This is a genomic window from Mesorhizobium zhangyense (assembly GCF_011045115.1).
GTDB classification, from domain to species: domain Bacteria; phylum Pseudomonadota; class Alphaproteobacteria; order Rhizobiales; family Rhizobiaceae; genus Mesorhizobium_M; species Mesorhizobium_M zhangyense.
In genome coordinates this window covers 1-766 of the sequence record NZ_JAAKZG010000057.1, presented here as the reverse complement: position 1 = coordinate 766, position 766 = coordinate 1, and the positions used below count along the sequence as shown (strand labels likewise).

The window sequence follows — 766 nt, the reverse complement described above, 5'->3', positions numbered from 1 at the left end:
AGGGTGGAATGGGCGCATGAAATCACTCTTCACGATCGTGACAGTACGTCTCGGAAGTCCATTTTTCTTGGGCCTGCTCCTCGCAGCAATCGGTTTGATGTCTATGACACTTCCCTCGCAGGCAGGCTGCAGAGTTGAGGTTCGAAACGGCGGCAAGATGGTGGTCTGGGCCGATTTCGGCTTCACTACGAAGCAGTTCAAACCTTCCGGTTACAAACCGGCTGACAATGCACCCAGTGTCAGAAATCTCCTAAAGAGTTACAGGTTCAGCGACCTCAAGGGTGCGTCCGAAGGATGTCGTATGATCGCGAAGGCCGGTTTGCACGAGACGAAGAAGCAAACCGCCGCGGATGTGGCCGTTTACGAGTTGAAAGGCTGCTTCGTAAAATTGAAGGGACCTAAGGGTGATAAACTGCGAGCACAGGCCAAGCAGTATTGTGGCATAGAGGCAAGCGTTCGCTAGAACCGTCGCACGCATTGCCTGGAGGTGGACCGCTCGCTTCCCCCCCGGTTATGAGCACAAATGATGAGAACGAATATCCCCGAAGTTTTGGAAGGCTGGTTAGCTACGCACTCATCGAGAATTGCGGCTCACTTTAGAGTGATTCGGGGAAACAATTGGGCATCTTGGCCAGATCAAGGTATCTGGCTCGACCTTGAGGGCGACAAGGTCATAGGCCGAATAACCGTTTGGCCAGCAGGCGCCTCTAGTGAGCCATGGCCCTTTGCCGACGTGTATGCAATTTGGGTATCGAACGGAGAAACA

At 53.4% G+C, this 766-nt stretch carries 2 protein-coding genes; both read left to right on the top strand.

Translation table 11 applies throughout. From position 1 onward, the window contains the following. Positions 1 to 463 (top strand): hypothetical protein (locus tag G6N74_RS30435; RefSeq protein ID WP_205826944.1); only part of this gene is annotated, 463 nt, incomplete at its 5' end. Between the two features lie 60 nt (positions 464 to 523). Beyond that, positions 524 to 766, top strand: a 243-nt coding sequence (locus G6N74_RS31690; RefSeq protein WP_512698590.1) for an immunity protein TriTu family protein, incomplete at its 3' end; no start/stop codon positions are given.